Here is a 21,138-nt window from a genome sequence, read left to right as displayed (position 1 = left end):
CGAGCCCTGAAAAGTACGCTACTTCACCAGTGGCCTGATGGTGGTAAAGCCCCCATCCACCGCGATGCACTGGCCGGTGATGCGGCTGGCGGACTCTGACAGCACAAACGCCATGACTTCGGCGATTTGCTCGGCCGTCTGCACCCCGCCCAGCGGATATTGCTTGCCCGCGCCCTCTCGCATGGCGGCTACTTTGAGCATGCCCGCGGTCAAAGGCGTATCGGTCATGCCGGGCGCCACGGCGTTGACCCGCAGACCGATCGGTGCGTAGGTCGCCGCCGCGCTGCGCACCAGTCCTTCCACGCCCGCTTTGGCCGCGGCAATGGCTTCGTGGTTGGCCACGCCGATCTGCGCAACGACCGAACTCACCAGCACCGCCGCGCCCGGTTGCTGCGCTGCGCGGCGCGCCTCGATCCACGCGCCGAGCACGCAAAGGGCGCTATCGAGGTTGACGCGCAGCACCTCGCGCCATTGCTGGGCGCTGGTGCGGTGCAACGGCGCAATCAGGGTGCTGCCCACGCAATGCGCCAGATGCGACGGCGTCTGGCCCAGTTGCTCCGCGCACTGCGCGATGGCCTGCGCCGCGCCCTCGGGCGTGGTGACATCCGCGGCAATGCGCACGCTGGACGGCACATCGGCCAGCGCTGTCGCGTCGCGCCCAACGGCGGCGACACGCCAGCCCTGCGCATGCAACTGCGCACTCAGCGCCCGGCCCATGCCGCCGCGCGCACCGGTAATCAAAACAATGGGTTGCTCACTCATGAAACAGGTCTCCTTGAATAGACGATGACGCCGAAAGGATTTGCACGCGCGACCAATACGCAGAAAACGAACGGCAACGCTGCGTCGGCTCGGAAAAAGCCGGCGGCGGCGTGGCCAGAGCAAAATCGCTCCAGGCTGCGGAAAGATGCGGGTTATGCCAGCCTTGCACCGAGCGCGCCGCCTTGAGCGCCTCCAGCAAAGAGGCCGTCGTCCCAAACCATCGCACGGGCGCAAGCGCCTGCATGCGCGCGGCCACAAACTGCCAACGCGCGGCAGACCAGGGCCAGCGCGCGTGCCAATCGGCATCGCAAACCGCGACTGGCAGCCTGCCTTCTGGAACCGGCCCCAGCGCCCAGGGGTGAACCAGCCAGACATCCTGTGCGGCCACGGCCCGCGCATCCGCTTGCGAAAACCCGCCATCGGGCGGCTCGGAGAACAAAGCGGGCTCTGCCACGCCGACAAACTCGCCGGGTTCAGGGCCGAGGTCTCGTGGCTGACGCGCAAGCGCATCCAGCCTTTCGTAAGACGCATCGATCACGGTGCCCGGGCTATGCCAGGCGGCAGGCGCGTACTTCGCCACGTTGTCGGCATTGAACAAATAGGGCTTGGAGCTGCCCGTGCCCGCCACCCATTGCCAAGACAGGTGGTTGCTGGCGAGATCGCCATCGAGCAGGTGTGCAACCATCCAGTCGGCCCCGGCGCGCCAGTGCACCTTGCGCAAATGCACGGTGTAGGAAGCCAGCCACATGCGCGCGTGGTTGTGCAGATAGCCCGTGGCATAGAGAGTGCGCACCGCTTGGTCGATCACCGGCACGCCGGTGCGGCCTTCGCACAGATCCGCGGGCAAGGCGGGGGCGTAAGCACGGTCTGGCAGCGGGCCGAGGTGCTGCGATTGCAAAATGCCGCTGCCCTCGTGGCGCCAGACCTGCTGAAAAAAAGCGCGCCAACCGAGTTCCTGCAACAGCTTGTCCTGAAGCCCGAGGCCGTGGCGCATCGACAGGTGCTGCACCACGTCGCGCAGACCGAGAAAGCCATGCGTCAAATACGGTGAGAGCCGGGTGACGTGCCCTTGCAGATGGTTGCGGCTGCGGGCGTAGTCTGCAGGACGCACCGCAGCGAGGCGGCGCTGCGCTGCCGCAAGGGTCGGCTCGAAAAGCGTCGCTGGTTCGGTTGCCAGAGTCATGCCGCGTCCCGGATGGACTGGGCTTGCGCCTGGATGCGTGCGCGCTCGTCGGCCGACAACCGCGCCAGATTGCGCACCTGCATCACCGTGCGCGGATTGGCCGCAAGGCGCGCCTCGTGCCGCAGCAAAAAGTCCCAATACAGCGTGGTGTAGGGGCAAGCCTTCGCACCCACACGCTGCGCCGGGTCAAACCGGCAGGCCGCGCACAGGCTGCCTCCGCTCATGCGCTGAATGTATTTGCCGCTGGCGATATAGGGCTTGCTGGCCATCAGGCCGTCGTCCGCCGCCTGGCTCATCCCCAGGGTGTTGGGCAGTTCCACCCACTCCACCGCATCGACATACACGGCCAAAAACCACTGGTGCACCTGCTGCGGCTGCACCCCGTGCAGCAAGGCATACAGGCCGATGACCATCAGCCGCTGGATGTGATGGGCATAGCCGTAGCGCAGGGTTTGCGCCAGGGCGTCGCGCAGGCAGGCCATGTCGGTCTGCCCGCTCCAGAACCAGGCGGGCAACGGCGCCTGCACGCCCAGCGCGTTGCGCTCGGCGTAGCCGGGCATCTGCGTCCAGTAAATGCCGCGCACATATTCGCGCCAGCCCAGAATCTGGCGGATGAAGCCTTCGGCGCTGTGCAGCGGCGCTTGCCCCTGGCGCCAAGCGGTCTGCGCCGCCTCGACCACTTCACGCGGGTTCAGGAGCTTGAGGTTGAGCGCGGCAGAAAGGTGGGCATGCCAGAGCCAGGGCTCGTTGGGCCAGAGTGCGTCTTGCCACTGGCCGAACTGCGGCAGGCGCTCGCGCATGAAGCGCTCCAGCGCCTGCAAGGCCTGCGACCGCGTCACCGGCCAGGCGAAATCGGCCAGCATGCCCGGATGGCTGGCGAAGCGCTGATTCACCAAAGCGATGACCTCGCGCGTGATGGCGTCTGGCGCAAACTGCGCCGGGCTGGGCACATGGCCGGGGCCGGACTTGGGAAACGCCTCGCGGTTGTCGGCATCGAAATTCCACTGCCCGCCAGCGGGCTGATCACCCTCCATCAACACATCGTGTCGCTGACGCATGGCGCGGTAGAAAAACTCCATGCGCAACTGCTTGCGACCTCGGGCGTGCGCGGCAAAGTCGGTGGGCGAAGCGTAGAAGTGCCGGTCTTCGCGCACTTCCAGCGGCACGCCGAGCGCAGCAGCGGCAGCCTTGATCGACTGCATCACCCGCCAGTCGCCGGGCTGGGTCATGACCAACTGAGTAGGGCGCAGGCGCTGCACAGCGCGCTGCAGCTCGGCAGCCAAACTGCCCGCGTTAGCGGCGTCGTCAAGCTCGGTGTAATGCACTGTGAGGCCAGCAGCACGCAAGTCTGCCGCGAAGTGGCGCATCGCCGCCAGAAACAAGGCGATGCGCGGCTTGGACGACCAGACATGGGTGGACTCTTGCGCCACTTCGGCCATCCACACCGCATCTTGCACGGGGTCGAACCCGTCAAACGCGCTGGCCTGCGGGTCGAGCTGATCACCCAGCACCAGCACCAAATGGCGCAGTGGCCTCGCAGGATCAGGGCTTGTCATGCAACGCTCCAACCTGGCTCTTGGCCTTGTTCCGATTTTTGCGGCAGGCTTGCGAGCAGTAGCGCACCGCCTCCCAGTTTTTCGCCCAGGCGCGACGCCAGCTCATGGGGCGACCGCACACCGCGCAGGGTTTGCTGGCCAGAGCCGCCTTGTTCCCCTTGTGACCGCTTGCCGCGGCGCTCATTCGAACAACTCCTGCTGTCGCGGTAGCGCGGGTGGCGCAACCGGCTTGCGCGAGCGGGAGCCGCTGGGCGGCAGGCCGCTCTTGCGCGAGCCGTGCCGCTGTTGCACCGCCCGCGCCTCGTCGCTCGCCTGTGGGCTTTGGCGGATGGCGTAGATGCGGTCTTTGGCCTGCTTGACGGCGCTGCGCTCATTGACGATGGGCGGCGGGTAAGCCGAAGTCCCCCACTCCGGCACCCACTGGCGGATGAACTCGCCCTGCGGATCATGGTCAGCCTGCTGCTTGGCCGGGGAATACACGCGCAGGGTGTTGATGCCCGTGGTGCCCGATTGCATTTGCATCTGGCTCCAATGAATGCCCGGCTCGAAATCGAGAAACTGCCGCGCCAGATGCAGCCCCGGCTCGCGCCAATGCAACCACAGGTGATAGGCGGCAAAACTCACCAGCATGGCGCGCATACGAAAGTTGATCCAGCCGGTTGCGTTGAGGCAGCGCATGCAGGCGTCCACCATCGGGAAGCCGGTGTTGCCACTGCACCAGGCCTCGAAATACGCGGGGTTGAATTCGGGCTCGCGCAAACCGTCGTAGGCACGCGCAAAGTTGTGGAACTCGATGCCCGGTTCATCTTCGAGCTTTTGCATGAAGTGGCAATGCCAGCGCAGCCGCCCGGCAAAACCGCGCAGGTGATACGCCATGCTGCGCGCCGGCGCCTCGCCACTAGCCTGCAACGCGCGAATGCGTTGCTCGGTGGCCTGATGCACTTGCCGCATGGAGAGCGTGCCAAAGGCCAGATGCGCGCTCAGGCGCGAGCAGCCGCGTTCTGCCGTCAGCGGGCTGGACAGATCGCGCCGGTACTGCGCGCCCCGCGTATCCAGAAAGCTGTGCAGAGTGGACAGGGCCGCCGCCGTGCCTGCAGCAGACATGGGGCGGGCCGCGGGCAAGCGCAGATCGCGCAGGGCCGGAAAGTCGCCCGCTGCCAACGGCTTTGATGCGTCGCGCAGGGCTTGCGGCACAGGCAGCTGCGGCGCATCCATGCGCCTTTGCCAGCGGGCCGCCCAGCCCGCACGATCACGCAGACGGCGCACCACGCCGTTTTGCGGCCATTCCTGCCAGATCACGCCTTGCTCTCGGCACCAATGCGCCACCCGCTTGTCGCGCGCATAGGTCCAGCCTGGACCGGTTTCTTCATGGCTGAACAGATGGGTGAAACGCACCTCGCGGCGAATGTCCTCGAACACCTGAGGCACATCGCCCACGCGCACCAACAGCCTGAGTCCAAGACCCGCGAGCGACTCCTGCAGCGCGGAAACGCAATCCGCCGCGAACTGCACATGCTGCGCATCGCATTCCGGGCTGGCGATCCATTCCGGCTCCATCACAAAAAGCGCCAGCGCCGCATCGCATTGCGCGGCGGCATGCAACGCGGCGTGATCCTGCACACGCAGGTCGCGTTTGAACCAAACTAGCGCCAAAGTCGACATGGTTCGATGATGCCATGCCCCGGTTGCAGACCGCTGCGCGCCGTCGAGTGCCATGACGTCGCCTACGGAAATTTCCGCCGCTTCACAACGTGGCCGCCAAAACCCCACGCAAACTATTGACCACGGCGATTTGCTCGGCGCGGAGCAATGCATCGGGTTGGAGCACACACTCGCGCACCCCGCCGTGGTCGATCAGCCATTGCCGCCCGACTCCGGGCAGCAGGCCGCTGTGCAGCGCTGGCGTGTACCACGCGCCGCCCAAGCGCAGCAGCAATGAGCTGCGCCCGCCTTCGCACAGTTCGCCGCGTTCGTTGCAGAAGATCTGGTCGAACGCGCCCTGCGCCTCGGCGGCGCGCCAGGCGGCGTCGTAGCGCGCACGATGGGTGGTCTTGTGGCGCAGGAACAGGTCGGCCGAATCTAGCGTGTCGGCGGCCCGCAGCAGCCGCACCGGTTGCTGCGGCGCGGGCGGCATGGGCTGCACGTCGATCTCGACCGCGCCCGATTTGCGCAGCACCAACCGCGTGCGCCAGGGCGCGGGAGACAGCGCCGCGCAAGCGGCTTGCCACGCCGGGCAGCCATCGGCCAGTGCGGCAGCCGAAGGCGCAACGAGGCCGCGATGCGCCTCGGCCAAGGCTTGGCGCAGTGCGGGCAGGTCGCAGGCAAAGCCAAAAAACGCCGCCGAGCGCGCCAGCCGCGCCAGATGCCGCTCGATGCGCGCGGCCTGCGCGGGCCACACGGCGGCGAAGGTTTCGATCAGACCGAAGCCCGGATCGTGCGCGGTGACGAAGCGCAGCTTGTCCCAACATTCCTGCCACTCGGTGGCGGGGTCGGAGTCGATCACCACGCCGCTGCCCACGCCCAGTTGAAAAGCGCGGGTTCCGGCAGCCTCCCCTGTGGTCTGCACGCCATCTTCGACCTGCAAGGTGCGAATGGGCACGCTGAACACCGCCAGCGGCCCTTGCCCAGCGTCGCGCGGGTCAATGAAGCCCAGCGCACCGGTATAAAGCCCGCGCGGCCCGCCCTCCAGCGCGCGGATGATCTCCATGCTTTTGCGCTTGGGCGCGCCCGTCACCGAGCCGCAGGGAAACAGCGCGGCAAAAATCTCCGCCCAGCGCCGTGGCCCGCCGCGCTCGTCGAGCACGGCCTGCACGCTGGAGGTCATCTGCCACACAGTGGGATAGCGCTCGACGCTGAAGCGCTCGGGCACGCGCACCGAACCCGGCACGGCCAGCCGCCCCAGATCGTTGCGCAACAGGTCGAGGATCATCAGGTTCTCGGCGCGGTTCTTGGGATCGGCAGCCAGCGCCAGCGAGGCCTGCGCGTCGGCTTCTGCGTCGGCGCAGCGCGCAGCGGTGCCCTTCATCGGCCGTGCGCGCAGCGTGGCCCCGTCACGCGCGAAAAACAGTTCGGGCGAAAAACTGAGCACCCAGCGCCCGCCGAGTTTGGCCAGGCAGGAATAACGCGTGGGCTGCGCCTGCCGCAGCGCGGCATACAGCGCCAACGGATGGCCGAACGCCTGCCCGCGCAGCGGCCAGGTGAAGTTGATCTGGTAGCTGTCGCCCGCGCGCAGGTGCGCAGCGATGCGCGCCAGGGCGGCGGTGTAGTCCGCCTGCGTGATGCCGGGCTGCAGAGCGGCCACGCCGCAGGGCTGGCCACCATCGAGGCTGGCGCTTTGCGCTTGGAGCCACTGCTGCGTCTCGGCGGCGGTCATGCGCATGACCGCATCGAACGCCAGCGCCTCGACCAGAGGGGCGGCCAGGGGAGCATGCACGGGCAAGCCAGCCAGCGCCTGCGCGGCTTCGTAATGGACGAACAAGGCGACCTGACGCCCAGCGTTCAATGCGTGTTCGAGCTGCTGAAAAGCACTCTCGACTTGCTCTGCCTGCCACGCCTGCCAGTGCGACAGCGGCTGCCGGTACAGGCGAGTCAGCGGCTGCGACGGCTCCAGCGCGTCGTCGAACAACACAAAGTCTTGCATGGCGGTGAGGCGAATTCGGGGAAACCCCTGTGACAGGAGGGCGACAAATGCGACGTTTTGTCGCGCTCGGGGCGCAACAGGCATTCCTACAGTGAGACCGTCGTTTTTGGCAACGGTTTGAATCCATCGCTTTCAATTGTCCATGCAAACATCTTTCTGTCCTCCGTCAAGCTCGCGTCTGTCGCGCACCGCTCTTTCAATCGCCCTGAGTGCCGCACTGGCGGCGCTGTGCGCCAGCAACGTCCAGGCCGCCGAGACCGCCCTGCCCGAAGTCGTCGTCTCGGGCGCGGCCGCTGGCGCGCAGTCCTGGGCGCAATGGCAAAGCGCCATCGATCTGGCCCAGCGCCGCGCCGCAACGAATGACACCGCCAGCCTGCTGCTGGGCATTCCCGGCCTGTCGGTCAACGCGGCGGGCGGCGTCTCCGGGCTGCCGCAGTACAACGGCCTGTCGGACGACAACCTCAACATCCAGCTCGACGGCATGGGGCTGATCGCCAGCTGCCCCAACCACATGAACCCGGTGCTGTCTTACGCCTCGCCGTCGCAGGTGCAGAGCATCACCGTGTATCCGGCGGGCATGGTGCCGGTGTCGGTCGGTGGCGATGCCATCGGCGGCGCCATCGAGGTGAAAACCCGCGCGCCGCAATTCGCCCCGGCGGGGCAGGCGTCGATCTCCGGCGGCGAGGTCAGCGCGGGCTATGCCAGCAACGGCGATGCGCGCAGCCTCGGGCTGAACGCTTATTACGGCACGCCGTGGTTCGCCATCGCCTACGACGGCGCACTGACCAAGGCCGATGACTACTCCGCCGGGGGCGACTTCAAAACCTTTACCGCCACCGGCCGCCCGGGGCAGAGCCTCGCGCGCGACTTCGTCGGCTCCACCGCCTACGACGTGCGCAACCACACCCTGGGGCTGGCGTGGAAGGGCAGCGATCAATTGTTTGAAATCGGTCTGGGCTATCAGGACGTGCCGTATCAGCTCTACCCCAACCAGCGCATGGACATGCTGGGCAATACCGAAAAACGCATCAATCTGCACTGGCTCAAGCAGTTCGGCTGGGGCTCGCTCGATGCGCGCGCCTACCATGAAACCGTCGATCACTTCATGGACTTCGGCGCAGACAAACGCTTCTGGTACGGCAGCCAGACCATGCAGGGCAGCGTGGGCGGCTATCCCTGCAGCCCGCTGTCGCCCACCTGCGCCGCCGGCATGCCGATGTATAGCCAAAGCCGCACCACCGGGGTGAAGCTGCAGGCAAGCATCGATCTGTCGGCGCAAGACGTGTTGCGCACCGGAGTCGAGCTGCAGCGCTATCACCTCGACGACTACTGGACGCCGTCGGGCGGGATGATGTGGCCCGGCACCTTCCTCAACGTCAACGACGGCAAGCGCGACCGCATCGGCGTGTGGGGCGAATGGCAAAAGCAGCTCAGCGCGAAATGGCAAACCCTGGCGGGGCTGCGGGTGGAGCGCGTGCGCACCGATGCCGGGCCGGTGCACGGCTATGCCAACAGCAATGGCATGGGCACGATGATGAACTACCAGTTGCGCGACGCCACGGCGTTCAACACCATCGACCGCGCGCGCACCGACACCCATGTCGATGCCTCGCTGCTGTCGCGCTGGACGCTTACTCCCACGCAGGATCTCTCGGTGGGCCTGAGCCACACCACCCGCTCGCCCAGCCTCTACCAGCGCGATCCCTGGAGCACCTGGTCGATGGCCGCGGTGATGAACAACTTCGTCGGCGACGGCAACGGCTACATCGGCAACCCCAATCTCAAGCCAGAAAAAGCCACCACCCTGTCGGCCAGCTTCGATCTGCACAGCGCCGACCGCGCTTGGGCGTTCACCGCGCAACCGTTCTACACCCATGTCAGCGATTACATCGACGCGGTGCAGTGGAACGCAATGGCCAACGCGCCGCAAGCCACGCCGCTGAAAAACCAGTTCGTCGTCCTCAAATATGTCAACCAGACCGCGCGGCTGTACGGGCTGAATCTCTCGGGCAAGATGCCTTTGGGCAACGGCGCGCTCGGCCGGCTGGGGCTGCAAGGCGTGGTGAACTACACCCGCGGGGAAAACACCAGCACGGGAGACAACCTCTACGCCATCATGCCGCTCAACGCCCGGCTCAGTCTCACGCAGCAGTTGGGCGGATGGAACAACGCGCTGGAATGGATGCTGGTCAAGGCCAAGACGCAGGTTTCCGCCGTGCGCAATGAAATCCCGACCGGCGGCTACGGTCTGCTCAACCTGCGCACCAGCTACAGCTTCAAGCAAGCGCGGGTCGATTTCGGCATCGACAACCTGCTCGACAAGTTCTACGCCCTGCCCACCGGAGGTGCCTACGTCGGCCAGGGCACGACCATGTCGATCAACGGCCTGCCCTGGGGCATTGCCGTGCCGGGGCCGGGACGCTCGGTGTACGCGCGGGTGGGGGTGAAGTTCTAAGCTGCCCGGCTGGCGTTGAAATAGCATTGCCTTTTTGCGCCGCCCCTGAAAACCGGGGCGGCTGTTCCCTCACAAGGCTTTGCTCGCATGCACACCACCCGCAGAAGTTTTATCTCCACCCTGGCCGGTGGCTTATTGCTCGGCGCCGCGCCAGTGCATGCGCGGCAGATTCCCACCGTCAAGCTCGCTTTCATCGACCCGCTCACCGGCCCCTTCGCCGCAGTGGGGCAAAACCAGTTGCAGAGCTGGCAGTTCGTGGCCGACCGAGTCAACCGCGGCAACACCGCCGGGGTGCGCTTCGAGATCGTGCCCTTCGACAACAAGGGCGCGGTGCAAGCTACGGTCAATGCACTGCAGGCCGCGGTGGATCAGGGCATCCGCTATGTGTTGCAGGGCGACGGATCGGGCGCGGCGATTGCTCTCTCTAAAGCGGTGAGCCGTCACAACACCCGCCATCCCGGCAAGGAAGTGCTCTATCTCAACTACGCCGCGGTCGATTCCGCGCTGACGGGCAGTGACTGCAGCTTCTGGCACTTTGCGCTGCAGCCCAGCGTGCCCATGACCCTGCAGGCGATGACCGACGACATCCGCAACCGGCCGGAGATCAAGCGGGTCTATCTCATCGAGCAAGACTATTCCTTCGGCCATCAGGTGGCGAAGTACGCCCGTGAAATGCTGGCGCTCAAACGGCCCGACATCCAGATCGTGGGCGAAGATTTCGTGCCCCTCGGGCAGGTCAAAGACTTTTCGCCCTATATCGCCAAGGTACAGGCCGCCAAGGCCGACTGCATCATCACCGCCAACTGGGGCCCCGACCTCACCCTGCTCATCAAGGCGGCGCAGCAAGGCGGGCTCAAGGCCGATCTCTACACCTTCTACGCCAGCAGCCTGGGCGCGCCCAGCGAAATCGGCCCGCACGACGCCGGGCGCGTCAAGCTGGTCTATTACAGCAACCCCAATCTGCCCGGCGTGCTGCAAAGCCTGCAAAAAGGCTTCCGCGACAAGTACAAGCAAGACTTCTCGGTACCCGCCACCTACACCGGACTGGCGCTGCTCACCGCCGCCATGACCAAGGCGCACAGCACCGAGCCGCTGAAGGTCGCCAGCGCGATGGAAGGGCTCAAGTTCCACACCTTCAACGGCGAGGTCACCCTGCGCGCGGCCGATCACCAGTTGCTCCAGCCCATCTATGTCAGCGACTGGCGGCCGGTCTCGCCCGCCAACCCTTACGACGTGGAAAACACCGGCTACACCTTTGCGCTGGAGCACACCTACCGCCCCGCGCAGACCACCCTGCCCGCGCAATGCACCATGCAGCGACCGCTGATGACCGAGGTCTATCCGGTCAAACCGCCCAAGGTGACGGCCAGCGCGGTGCCCGGCGCCAGCCAGGGCACGCCGTCGCGCTAAAGCCGGGAGTCTGATCCCTGGCCACGGCTGCTGCATGGAGGCACTCGCACTCTCCGCCCTCAATGGCCTGAGCTACAGCCTGCTGCTGTTCCTGCTCGCCTCAGGGCTGACGCTGATCTTTTCGCTGCTGGGCGTACTCAATTTCGCCCACGGCAGTTTCTACATGCTCGGCGCCTATCTGGCCTGGCAAAGCGGCCAATGGCTGGGCTTCTGGGGCGGACTGCTGCTTGCGCCCCTGGGCGTTGCCGTGGTGGCCACAGGGTTTGAAGTCGGCGTGTTGCGGCGTCTGCGCTCGCAGGGGCATCTGCCGGAGTTGCTCGCCACTTTCGCCTTCGGCGTGGTGCTGGTGGAAGCGGCCCGCCTGTTGTGGGGCGGCGGCTCGGTGCCTTATGCCATACCCGCATCGCTGCAGGGCCCGCTGTTCGCCTTGAGCGGGGTAGATTTTCCGGTGTACCGCGGCTTTGTCATGGCGACGGCGCTGGCCGCGCTGGCGCTGGCCTGGCTGCTGCTGTGGCGCACACGCGCCGGGCTGATCGTGCAGGCCGCGCTGACGCACGCGCCCATGACTTCGGCTCTGGGGCACGATGTACGCGCGGTGCAGACTGGGGTGTTTGCCGTGGGCGGCGCACTGGCCGGGCTGGCTGGTGCGGTGGGGGGGCCGCTGCTCGTCACCGAGCCGGACATGGCCGCGCAAATGGGCGCGCTGCTGTTTGCCGTCATCATCATCGGCGGTCTGGGGTCGTTGCGCGGCGCGCTGCTGGGTGCGCTGCTGGTGGGCGAGGTGCAGACCCTGGCCGTGGCCGTCAACGGCTCCTTGGCTGACGGCCTGCAACGTCTGGGCTGGAACGCCCCGGCCGCCTGGCCTGCGAGCGACGGCATTCTCCCCAGCCTGCTGCACCTCGACCTGGCCCGCGCCGCACCGCTGCTGCCCTATGTGCTGCTGGTCGGGGTGCTGGCGCTGCGCCCGCAGGGGCTGACACGCGCGCTGTCTCGGGACGACGCGCTGTGAACGCCGCCGTGCCCGCCCCGGCGCGCGGCCGCGCTGCGCTGTTTTCGCTGCTGGTCGCGCTGCCGCTGGCCTTGCCGCTGGACAGCGCCGGTTTCAGCTTGCTGTCGCAACTGGCCAGCGCCTGGTTGCTGCTGCTGTCGGTGGGGCTGCTGGTCACCCGCGCCGGGCTGCTCAGCTTCGGGCAGGCGATGTATGCGGGGCTGGCCGCCTATGCCGCCGCGCATGCGATGAACACGATTGCCGCCTCCGGCTGGCCGCTGCCCTTTGCCCTGGTGCCCGTGTATGGCGGGGCGTTTGCCGTGGCTGCGGCGCTGGTGCTCGGCCCGATCAGCGTGCGGCGAGGCGGTTTGAGCTTTGCCATGATCACGCTGGGGCTGGGCCTGCTCGTAGCGCTGGCCGCGCCCATGCTGCAGGGGTTTTTCGGCGGGGAAGGCGGCGTTTCCACCGACCGCACCGCCGGGCCAGTCTGGCTGGGGCTCGATTTTCTGTCGCAGCGACAGGTCTATGGCGTGAGCGCCGCTTATGTGCTGCTGGGCGCGGCCTTGATGCGTGGGCTCGACGGCACCCGGCTCGACCTGCTGGCGCGCGCAGTGCGCGACAACCCCTTGCGCGTTGCGGTCAGCGGCGCCACACCGCGACGGGTTCGGCTGCAACTGGTGCTGGTGAGCGCCTTCCTCGCGGGCCTGTCCGGCGCCTTGCAAACCCTGCGTCTCGAACAGGTGAGCGCCGGATCGCTCGGGCTGCCGCAATCGAGCATGGCCCTGCTGTTCAGCCTGGCGGCAGGCAGCGGCACGGCCTGGGGCGCCTTGCTGGGCGCGGGCTTGATGGTGGGCAGCGAGTCGGTTCTGGCCTCGGTTTCGCAGGCCTGGATGCTGTATGTCGGCCTCGGTTTTCTCGCCATCGTGATCTGGGCGCCGCAGGGTCTGAGCGGGGTCTTGCGCGATTTGGCGCAACGGCTTCGCGCCCGCCGCAATCCTGATCTGCTGTGGGGCCTGGCAGCGCTATTGCTCTGCAGCGCGCTCGCGATCATCGGCGCGAGCAGCCTGGTCGAACTGCTCTACGCGGTGCGTCAACAATTGCTGGTGGGCAGCACTCTGCGGCTGTATGGCGTGCCGCTGCCGATCGGCAGCGCCGATGTCTGGGTTGGCGCGGCGCTGCTGGCCGCCACGGGCGCGGGGCTGTGCGCCCTGGTGTGGCGGGCACTGGCGCCGCAGTTGCGCGAAGGCGGAGCCCGCGAATGAACGCCCCACTCAATGCCGCATTCAACGCCACTGCGCGCCCGCCCCTGCTCGACGTGCGCGGTGTGCACTGCGTGCTCGGCGGCCAGCCCATCCTCACCGATCTGAATCTGCAGATCAAGGCTGGCGAACGGGTGGCCCTCATCGGCCCCAACGGTGCGGGCAAATCCACCTTGTTTCAGGTAATCAGCGGCCTGCGCCCCCTGCGCGCCGGGAGCGTGTGGCTGGCGGGCCGACGGATCGACCGCCTGAATCCCGCGCAGATTGCACGGGCGGGCATCGGCCGCAGCTTCCAGTCGCCGCAGGTTTTTTCCCGCTTGAGCGTGGCGGATAATCTGCGCGCCTGCCTGCTTGCGGCGCAACCGGCCCGGCGCTGGTGGCTGCCGTACCAGCGCGATGCCGAACTGCGGCAGCAGGTCGCCCACTGGCTGCAGGCGCTGCAACTGCGAGATTGCGCCGATATGCCGGCGCAAAACATCGACTATGCCCGCCTGCGCGCGCTGGAACTCGGCCTCGGGCTGATCAACCGCGCGCCTTTGCTGCTGCTCGACGAGCCCACCGCCGGCATGAACCGGGCGCAGGCCGCGCACATGCTCGACCTGATCGAGCAGCTCTGCGGCGACCGTACCCTGCTGCTGATCGAGCACGACCCGGACGCCGTGTTCCGCCTGGCCACGCGGGTGGTGGTGCTGCATCAGGGCCGCGTGCTGGCCGACGGCGCGCCCGAGGCCATTCGCCACGACGCACAGGTGCAGGCGGTCTATCTGGGCACGGCGCCATGAAGCTCCCGCCCGAGAAAGGCGCGCTGCTCGATGTTCGCTCGCTGCAGGCGGGCTACGGGCCGGTGCAGGTGCTGCGCGGCGTGCATCTGCAACTGCGAGCGGGGGAATTGCTGCTTGTTCTCGGGCGTAATGGCAGCGGGCGCAGCACCTTGCTCAAGTCGCTGATGGGCCTCATTCCCGCAACGGGCTACGCAAGTCTTGCCGGACAAGAACTGCTCGGCCTGCCCGCGCACCGCCGCGCCCGGCTGGGGCTGGGCTATGTGCCGGAGCAGCGCGAGATTTTTCCGCGTCTGAGCGTGCGGCAGAACCTGCTTTTGGGCGCCAAGCCGTCGCAAATAGTCGCGCGAATAGGCCCGTCGCGCTGGAACGAGGCAGCGGTGCTGGCCCTGTTTCCGGCACTGACGCCGCGCCTGCACGCGCCCGCCCAGGCGCTGTCCGGCGGCGAACAGCAGATGCTCGCCATCGCCCGCGCGCTGATGGGCAACCCCGATGTGCTCCTGCTCGACGAGCCGACCGAAGGTCTGGCGCCCCAGCGCGTGGCCGCGACGGCCACGCTCATCCAGCAACTGCAGGAGCAGGGGCTTGGCGTGCTTATGGTCGAGCAAAACCCGTGGGCGCGGCAGCTGGCGGATCGCGTCATCGTGCTCGGTGACGGCCTCACACAGTTCGAAGGCCCACCCGCCGAACTACCGCCCGACGTCTCAGCGGCGTGGCTTTGAGGCGGCAGCCCGCAAGCGCCGCGCAGTCATGGGATCGACCTGCAAGGGACGGCAAAGGTCGATGCGGTCGCCGTCCTGGAGCACGTGCTGCAGCATGACGCGCTGCCCGTCGATGCCGTGGCGGATGTCGGTCGAAATCAATTCGGGATGGGCGCTGAGCATGCCGCTGGCCTGCAGCGCCTGGCTAACTGTGGCGCCTGCTGGCAACGCCAACCGCCTCAAGTCGGGTTCGCCTCTTTCGGGCGCGTAGAACACCGCGATATTCAGCACAGCCCCACCACGGCGGGTTCAACGCGGCCCATAAACCTGCTTGGCGCGCTGCACGAAGGCATCGACAAAGCTGCTGGCGATATGGTTGAACACCGGGCCGATGACCTTCTCCACCAGAAAGTTGGAGAACTTGTAATCGAGCAGAAACTCGACCTTGCATGCCTTGCCGTCGGCCAGGGGGTTGAACACCCAACGTCCATGCAGGGCGGAAAAGGGCCCGTCCACCAGCCGCATGCGTACTTCCTGTCCGGGCACGTTGGTGTTCTGCGTGGTGAAGCTCTGACGGATGCCCTTGAAGTCGATGGTCACACTGGCGCGCACCGTATCGCCCTCTTCCGACTGCACCGAGGCGCCCCCGCACCAGGGCAGAAACTGCGGATAGGCGGCCACATCGGTGACCAGGTCGTACATCTCTTGCGGGCTGTACCAGATGAGGACGGATTTGTGAACCTGGGGCATGGGCGAACGTGGGCGGATCGAGGCTTCTTAGAATGTCACGATTGTATTGAGGGCCGAACGCCCCATATTCCCCGCATGAGCATCGCCGAAAACCGCAAGGCCCATTTCAATTACTTCCTCGAAGACCGTTTCGAAGCGGGCATCGTGCTCGAAGGATGGGAGGTCAAATCCGTGCGCGCCGGGCAGGTGCAACTCACCGACGGCTATGTGGTCATCCGCGATGGCGAGCTGTTTCTGATCGGCATGAACGTCACCGCACTCAACAGCGCCTCCACCCATGTGCGGCCGGATGCGTCGCGTACGCGCAAACTGCTGATGCACAAGGATGAAATCCGCAAGCTCATCGGCAAGGTCGAGCAGCGCGGCTACACCCTGGTGCCCATCAACCTGCATTACAAGGGCGGCCGGGTCAAGCTCGATCTGGCGCTGGGCAAGGGCAAAAAAGACCACGACAAACGCGACACCGAAGCCAAGCGCGACTGGCAACGGGAAAAGGCGCGCATCATGAAAACGCGATAGCGTTTCAGCAAAACGCGATAGCGCGCCAGCTTGGTGCGTCGACGCCAGCTACGCCGCGCCGGTGCCGGGAACCAGACTGCCCGCCATCGCTGCAGTCTTTTGCGCTGCTGTGAAGTCGAGCATGCGCTGCACCGGCACGCGGGCGCGGGCGGCCAGAGCGGCGTCGAGCTCGATGGCATTCGCCCCGGTCTCCAACACACGCGCCAGACCAGCCAGGCTGTTCATCGCCATCCACGGGCAATGCGCGCAGCTCTTGCAGGTGGCGGCGTTGCCCGCAGTGGGCGCGGCGATGAAGGTCTTGCCGGGATTTTGCTGCTCAAGCGCGTGGAACAGGCCGGCATCGGTGGCAACGATGAATTCAGGCGCGTCGAGTTCGCGCGCCGCCTTGAGGATCTGCGCCGTCGAGCCCACCACGTCGGCCAGAGCGACCACCGCCGCCGGGCTTTCGGGATGCACCAGCACGCGCGCTTTGGGATGCTCGGCCTTGAGCAGTTCGAGTTCGAGCGCCTTGAATTCGTCGTGCACGATGCATGAGCCCTGCCACAGCAGCATGTCGGCGCCGGTTTGCTGCTCGATATAGCCGCCCAGATGACGGTCGGGCGCCCACAGGATTTTTTCGCCGCGCGCATGCAGATGCGCCACGATGTCGAGCGCGCAGCTCGAAGTCACGACCCAGTCGGCGCGCGCCTTCACCGCCGCGCTGGTGTTGGCGTAAACCACCACGGTACGGTCGGGATGGGCATCGCAGAAGGCGCTGAACTGCCGCGCGGGGCAACCCAGATCGAGCGAGCAGTTGGCGTCGAGGTCGGGCATGAGCACGCGCTTGTCCATCGACAACATCTTGGCGGTCTCGCCCATGAAACGCACCCCGGCGACGACCAGGGTGCTGGCCGGATGACGGGCGCCGAAACGCGCCATTTCCAGCGAATCGGCCACTAGCCCGCCCGTGGCATGCGCCAGATCCTGCAGATCGGGATGGGTGTAGTAATGCGCCACCAAGACAGCGTCCTGCGTGCGCAGCAGTTGGGCGCAGCGCGCCATCAGCGCGTCACGCTCGGCGGGGCTGGGCTCCTCGGGCACGCGCGCCCAGGCCTGCGCGGTGCCGATGACCGGGCTATCAAAGGCGATCGAAAAAGTGGCGGACATGCAGACTTCCTCTTGAATGAATGCGCAACAAATCAAAGCGCCGTAAAACGCATCGACAGATCGACGGCCTGCACGTCCTTGGTGAGCTTTCCCACGGAGATGCGGTCCACCCCGGTTTCTGCAATGGCGCGCACGGTTTGCAGATCCACCCCGCCAGACACTTCCAGCACGGCGCGCTGGCCGGTGAGGCGGACCGCCTCGCGCAGTTGATCGAGCGACATATTGTCCAGCAGCACCATGCGCGCGCCTGCGCGCAGAGCCTCGTCGAGCTGGGCCAGGGTTTCCACCTCGATCTGGATGAACTGCGCCTGCGCCGCCACCGCCTGCGCCCTGTGCAGCGCCTGCGCCACCCCACCTGCGGCGGCGATATGGTTTTCCTTGATCAGCACAGCGTCGAACAGGCCGATGCGGTGATTCATTCCACCGCCCACACGCACCGCGTATTTCTGCGCCAGGCGCAAGCCCGGGAGGGTTTTTCGGGTATCGACAATTTGCGCCCGTGTGCCGCGCACCACGTCCACATACTGCGCAGTACGCGTGGCCACCGCGCTGAGCAACTGCAGGAAATTGAGCATCGTCCGCTCGGCGCTGAGCAGCGCACGTGCGTTGCCTCTGATCTCCAAAATCACAGCATCTGCTTGCAACGTAGCGCCTTCAGGCGCCAACCACTCCAAATGCGCCGCCGGGTCGAGCGCGCGCACGCAGGCATTGGCCCACGGCGTGCCGCACAACCGCGCGGCCTCACGGCTGCGCACCGTGGCACGCGCCACGGCCTGCGGGTCGATGAGCGCAGCGGTGAGGTCGCCGCTGCCCAGATCCTCCTCCAAAGCCCGCCGCACATCGCGTGCGGCCAGAGTGTGCACATCCATCATGGTGATCGCGCCTTTCGTCTTTACAGGCTGAAAAGCGTTGCAGTGTAGGCGGATCGGCAAACCGTCCCGGGCGGCGCGGGTGTGTCACCGGAGTTCGACAGTTACGGTCGTAAGTACGCGATATCGTTAGGGTGAGCGTTGAAACGTGCCCCTACAGGAGTGCGAGTTGGTCGTCGATGGCGGGTTTCGGAAGCTTGAGTCCTTGGAGGATGGCGTGGTCGGCGTCGCTGAGCGAGGACGTGCCGTCGCGGCGCTCGCCGCCGAGGTGGACCTGGTGGTATTGGATGCGTCGCAGTTGCTCGAGTGCACGTTCGGGCGACAGCTTGGAGCCGGCGTCCTTGAGGCGCATGCGCATGACGCGGTACAGCACCAGAGCGATGAAGCAGATCAGCGCATGGGCACGGATGCGGTCGGGCAAGCGGTGGAACACCGGGGCGATCTCGATCTCGGATTTGAGAATCTTGAAGCCGCGCTCGATGTCGGCCAGGCTCTTGTAGCGTCGCAGAACCTCAAGCGCCGACAACTCTGGCACATTGGTCACCAACAACAGCTTGCCGTCGCCCAGTTCTGCACGCGCCAGCGCCTTGTCGTCGATGACGTAGGTGAACAGATCCGATTGCAGGTCGACCTTGATGATCGAGCCCAGATGCGCCTCGGAGACCGCGCGATACAGCCAGGCCTTAGCACCGGAGTCGCTCAGGCGCCGGCCTCTGAAGGCGGTGCCGCCTTCTTGCGCATCAAGCTTGCCAGCACGCTGCTGGGCTTCCTGCGTGAGTTCTCCGATATGCTGGCGGCGCGCTGCGGTTTGTTCCAGGGCGCGGCGCGGATCGTGGGCCCAGACCAGGCGCAGGTCCTGCCAGCGGGTCTCGCCGAGGACCTCGCGGGTGGCTGCCGCGCAGCGCTGCGCGTGGATCGGCTCCAGAATCTCCGAGAATTCGGCATAACGCCGCCCCGGCACGGCCAGGATGAACTCCAGTGGCTGCTCGGTGCCGCCCACGCGTTGCCCGCGCAGCCACTCCAGATTGTCCAGGCTGAGCAGACCGCGATCGGCCACCAGCACCACGCGCTTGACCGGGTACAGCGCCAGAACCTCCTGGACCACGGTGCTGAGCGTCGGTGCCTCGGCCGTGTTCCCTTCCCAGACCCGATGCGTCAGCGGCAGTCCCTCGGCCGTCTGCACCACGCCGAGCATGAACTGGCGACGCATCCCCCCGTCCTTGGACAGGCCGAACTGGCGCAGGTCGCCGGCCAACTCGGTCTGGCCCTCCACGCCGATGGTGGTCATGTCGTAGAACACCACCGACAGATCCTGGTCGATCAGCGGGCGCAGCAGCCCGGCCAACGCCGCCTGGACGCAGTCCTGGTGTTCGACCAGCGCATCCATCGCCCGCAGCAGGTGCTGATGCGTCACCTCCTTGGGCGCAAAGCGCGGCAGCGCCACCGTCTGCAACCAGCGCAGCACGCCGAGCTTGGACGTCGGGTCGCACAGGCGGTTGAGCACCATCAGGCGCACCAGCGCCTCGACGTCGATGCGGCTGCGCGTGCGACCAAAAACCCGGCGCAGCTCGCCAAATCCCAATTCGTCCCACAGCTCGGTCAGCGCCCATACGTCGCCCAGGGCGCGGCTGGACTCGAACCGCACGTCGGCCACTGTCGCCACCGCGCCGGCCTCCGGCGGCGTGTCGCTGCGAAGTCGCTGCAGGCCGCGGATCACGCTCTCAAGCTGGCTGCCAGCTTGGTCGGCGCGCCCCAGGGTGGCCACCGTGCGTTTCTTCACCCGCCCGCTCTCATCCCGGTAGGACTCCACGAGCTGGACGTAGCGGCGACCGCCGGAGGTGGTGATCTTGATGAACATGCCGCCACAATACACCAACCCATCTGCCAATGGCAACAGCCTCACAATGTGGAAAAACGTGCCACCACACGTACTTTTCCAAAAACGAGGCTAACCCTTTGTTCCGTCAAGGCCGGGTCGGCGTTTTCAGCCAATTTTTGACTCAAACTGTCGAACTCCGGGTGTCAGGTTGTCGCGGATTGGGCACAAAGAGCCACCGCACCCGCGACAGATTGCCGCAGTTTTGTGCGCTGCAAAAATCGACATTCCGCAATGAAGCGCGCCAAAAATCAGGGTTAGTCCTAGTTATCACGGTGAATTCCCTATATTGACAAGGCCATATCAGTACTCGCTAATATTGCGCTAAATCAATGAAAGCGAGTTATGGAAACCACTTTTGCCAATCCGCAGACAACCACGGCGATTCCGCTCGCGACCCTGCGCAAAACCTTGCCGCGCAGCAAGCAGCCGGAAGCTAACCGCCTGGCGCATACCGAGGTGGTCAACGCCTGGCGCGGCGCTTCCGACTGCCGCAGCTGCGGCGTGCGACGTATTGCGCTGTTCGGCGCGCTGCGCATGGAAGACTTCGACACCTTCCATCAGGTCATCGACGACATGCAATTCGCCCCCGGACAGCAGCTGTTCAGCGAAGGGCAGCGGGGCGACTGGCTCTACACCATCAAGACCGGCTATGTGAAGCTGGAACGCGTGCTGCCCGACGGCACCCGCCGCATCACCCGCGTGGCGCGGCGCGGCGATCTGATCGGGCTGGAATGCTTCATTCAAGAGCCTTACATGCATCACGCTTCGGCCATCGGCGCGGTACGGGTGTGCCGCATCCCGGTGGAAGTGATTCGCAAAATGGAAGAGCAGGTGCCCAATCTGCGCCAGGAGTTTCTGGAGCGCTGGCACCGCGCGCTGCGCGACACCGACGAATGGGCGCTGCTGCTCGGCTCGGGAGCCATTCCCGCGCGCATGGCTCGTCTGCTGCTCAAACTGGCCGACCCGGAACTCAACGACACCATCACCCTGCCCAAGCGCAGCGACCTCGGCGCCATGCTCGGCGTGGCGCTCGAAACGGCCAGCCGCGTGATCGCCCAGTTCGAGCGCGACAAGCTGCTCGAACATGTCGGCCCGCGCTTGTTCCGCGTCAACCGACCGGCGCTCGGTCTCGTCGCGCAACCCGAACGCGTCGCCTGAAGCGGGCCGAAACCATCCCTTCGACAAAACGGCAGAGCGAAACTCCCTAAAAACCGCAGCCGCCAGCTTCCTTGCAGCTTGGGC

General features: G+C 66.2%; 19 protein-coding genes. 8 read left to right on the top strand and 11 right to left on the bottom strand.

Annotated features, from left to right (window positions below; all coding sequences use genetic code 11):
• Positions 1–18: 18 nt before the first annotated feature.
• The 6 genes from THI_RS05305 to THI_RS05280 form a co-directional block, all read right to left on the bottom strand.
• Positions 19–762 (bottom strand): SDR family NAD(P)-dependent oxidoreductase, encoded by a 744-nt coding sequence (locus THI_RS05305; protein ID WP_013105206.1) that lies wholly within the window; start codon positions 760–762, stop codon positions 19–21.
• The gene (locus tag THI_RS05300; RefSeq protein ID WP_013105205.1) at positions 755–1,945 is read right to left on the bottom strand and encodes an FAD-binding domain-containing protein; all 1,191 of its coding nucleotides are present in this window, start codon (positions 1,943–1,945) and stop codon (positions 755–757) included. The genes THI_RS05305 and THI_RS05300 overlap by 8 nt, the downstream gene beginning before the upstream one ends.
• Positions 1,942–3,501: a cryptochrome/photolyase family protein gene (locus THI_RS05295; protein WP_013105204.1), complete on the bottom strand. Its 1,560-nt coding sequence runs from the start codon at positions 3,499–3,501 to the stop codon at positions 1,942–1,944. The genes THI_RS05300 and THI_RS05295 overlap by 4 nt, the downstream gene beginning before the upstream one ends.
• Complete coding sequence (locus tag THI_RS05290; RefSeq protein WP_041608912.1) at positions 3,488–3,685, bottom strand: DUF2256 domain-containing protein; 198 nt, start codon at positions 3,683–3,685, stop codon at positions 3,488–3,490. The genes THI_RS05295 and THI_RS05290 overlap by 14 nt, the downstream gene beginning before the upstream one ends.
• Entirely contained in the window at positions 3,682–5,163 is a 1,482-nt protein-coding gene (locus tag THI_RS05285; protein WP_013105203.1) for an FAD-binding domain-containing protein, read from the bottom strand. Before THI_RS05285 ends, THI_RS05290 begins: the two co-directional genes overlap by 4 nt.
• 82 nt (positions 5,164–5,245) lie before the next feature.
• The gene (locus THI_RS05280) at positions 5,246–7,141 is read right to left on the bottom strand and encodes a chorismate-binding protein (RefSeq protein ID WP_013105202.1); all 1,896 of its coding nucleotides are present in this window, start codon (positions 7,139–7,141) and stop codon (positions 5,246–5,248) included.
• A gap of 142 nt (positions 7,142–7,283) precedes the next feature.
• Between THI_RS05280 and THI_RS05275 the strand changes: the two genes are divergently transcribed.
• From THI_RS05275 to THI_RS05250, 6 genes are all read left to right on the top strand, one after another.
• Entirely contained in the window at positions 7,284–9,596 is a 2,313-nt protein-coding gene (locus THI_RS05275; protein WP_013105201.1) for a TonB-dependent receptor plug domain-containing protein, read from the top strand.
• 87 nt (positions 9,597–9,683) lie between these two features.
• Positions 9,684–11,006 carry a branched-chain amino acid ABC transporter substrate-binding protein gene (locus tag THI_RS05270; RefSeq protein WP_013105200.1) on the top strand — a complete coding sequence of 441 codons (1,323 nt, stop codon included), beginning with the start codon at positions 9,684–9,686 and terminating at the stop codon, positions 11,004–11,006.
• 34 nt (positions 11,007–11,040) lie between these two features.
• Complete coding sequence (locus THI_RS05265) at positions 11,041–12,015, top strand: branched-chain amino acid ABC transporter permease (RefSeq protein ID WP_013105199.1); 975 nt, start codon at positions 11,041–11,043, stop codon at positions 12,013–12,015.
• A complete protein-coding gene (locus THI_RS05260; RefSeq protein ID WP_013105198.1) occupies positions 12,012–13,256 on the top strand; it encodes a branched-chain amino acid ABC transporter permease in 1,245 nt (414 codons plus the stop codon). Before THI_RS05265 ends, THI_RS05260 begins: the two co-directional genes overlap by 4 nt.
• Positions 13,253–14,035 (top strand): ABC transporter ATP-binding protein, encoded by a 783-nt coding sequence (locus THI_RS05255; protein WP_013105197.1) that lies wholly within the window; start codon positions 13,253–13,255, stop codon positions 14,033–14,035. Before THI_RS05260 ends, THI_RS05255 begins: the two co-directional genes overlap by 4 nt.
• Positions 14,032–14,754, top strand: coding sequence for an ABC transporter ATP-binding protein (locus THI_RS05250; protein ID WP_013105196.1), 723 nt, complete (start codon positions 14,032–14,034; stop codon positions 14,752–14,754). Before THI_RS05255 ends, THI_RS05250 begins: the two co-directional genes overlap by 4 nt.
• Here THI_RS05250 and THI_RS05245 read toward each other — a convergent pair.
• Together THI_RS05245 and THI_RS05240 are read right to left on the bottom strand one after the other, a co-directional pair.
• On the bottom strand, positions 14,737–15,024 hold the full coding sequence (locus THI_RS05245) for an RnfH family protein (RefSeq protein ID WP_013105195.1): 288 nt from the start codon (positions 15,022–15,024) through the stop codon (positions 14,737–14,739). The two genes, THI_RS05250 and THI_RS05245, sit on opposite strands and share 18 nt — an antisense overlap.
• 18 nt (positions 15,025–15,042) lie before the next feature.
• The gene (locus THI_RS05240; RefSeq protein WP_013105194.1) at positions 15,043–15,483 is read right to left on the bottom strand and encodes a type II toxin-antitoxin system RatA family toxin; all 441 of its coding nucleotides are present in this window, start codon (positions 15,481–15,483) and stop codon (positions 15,043–15,045) included.
• Positions 15,484–15,558: 75 nt separating this feature from the next.
• On the opposite strand from THI_RS05240, the gene smpB reads away from it, so the two are divergent.
• Positions 15,559–16,002, top strand: coding sequence for an SsrA-binding protein SmpB (gene smpB, locus THI_RS05235; protein ID WP_013105193.1), 444 nt, complete (start codon positions 15,559–15,561; stop codon positions 16,000–16,002).
• Positions 16,003–16,050: 48 nt separating this feature from the next.
• Here smpB and nadA read toward each other — a convergent pair whose 3' ends face one another.
• The 3 genes from nadA to THI_RS05220 form a co-directional block, all read right to left on the bottom strand.
• On the bottom strand, positions 16,051–17,148 hold the full coding sequence (gene nadA, locus THI_RS05230; protein ID WP_013105192.1) for a quinolinate synthase NadA: 1,098 nt from the start codon (positions 17,146–17,148) through the stop codon (positions 16,051–16,053).
• 32 nt (positions 17,149–17,180) lie between these two features.
• Positions 17,181–18,020 (bottom strand): carboxylating nicotinate-nucleotide diphosphorylase, encoded by an 840-nt coding sequence (gene nadC / locus THI_RS05225; protein WP_013105191.1) that lies wholly within the window; start codon positions 18,018–18,020, stop codon positions 17,181–17,183.
• A gap of 151 nt (positions 18,021–18,171) precedes the next feature.
• Positions 18,172–19,875: an IS1634-like element ISThsp8 family transposase gene (locus tag THI_RS05220; RefSeq protein WP_013105190.1), complete on the bottom strand. Its 1,704-nt coding sequence runs from the start codon at positions 19,873–19,875 to the stop codon at positions 18,172–18,174.
• A 363-nt stretch (positions 19,876–20,238) separates the two neighbouring features.
• On the opposite strand from THI_RS05220, the gene THI_RS05215 reads away from it, so the two are divergent.
• A complete protein-coding gene (locus THI_RS05215) occupies positions 20,239–21,054 on the top strand; it encodes a Crp/Fnr family transcriptional regulator (RefSeq protein ID WP_013105189.1) in 816 nt (271 codons plus the stop codon).
• Positions 21,055–21,138 lie beyond the last annotated feature (84 nt).

Origin of the sequence: Thiomonas arsenitoxydans, assembly GCF_000253115.1 — a bacterium.
GTDB classification, from domain to species: Bacteria; Pseudomonadota; Gammaproteobacteria; order Burkholderiales; family Burkholderiaceae_C; genus Thiomonas; species Thiomonas arsenitoxydans.
This window is presented reverse-complemented; position numbering and strand designations above follow the sequence as displayed.